This is a genomic window from Vibrio sp. 10N.222.55.A1, assembly GCF_041473835.1.
Lineage (GTDB): Bacteria > Pseudomonadota > Gammaproteobacteria > Enterobacterales > Vibrionaceae > Vibrio > Vibrio crassostreae_C.
The window spans coordinates 1-309 of sequence record NZ_JBFRSX010000100.1 but is presented as its reverse complement, the minus strand read 5'-3'; the positions used below and the strand labels follow the sequence as shown (position 1 = coordinate 309).

At 40.1% G+C, this 309-nt stretch carries 1 tRNA gene; it reads right to left on the bottom strand.

What is annotated here, in order from left to right:
• Positions 1-101 precede the first annotated feature (101 nt).
• Positions 102-192 (bottom strand) — tRNA-Ser (locus AB4493_RS21220).
• Positions 193-309 lie beyond the last annotated feature (117 nt).

Genomic DNA, 309 nt, shown 5'->3' with positions numbered 1-309 from the left:
TTCCGGATTGGTATAATACATGCATTGAAAGATAAACACTTGTTTTCATATGATTTTCAGACAAAAAAAGCCCGCTGATTTCTCAGCGGGCTTTTCAATGGTGGTGGAGGGATAGGGATTTGAACCCTAGAACCGCTATTAACGGTTGCCGGTTTTCAAGACCGGTGCTTTCGACCACTCAGCCATCCCTCCAACAAATTGTCATCAACAGATTAGTACACTGTTGAGGTTGTTATTTGCTAATGCAAGTAACGATACCTTTTGTCTTCACCTTTCAAAAAAGTGAAAATAAATTTAAAGCCTGGCGAT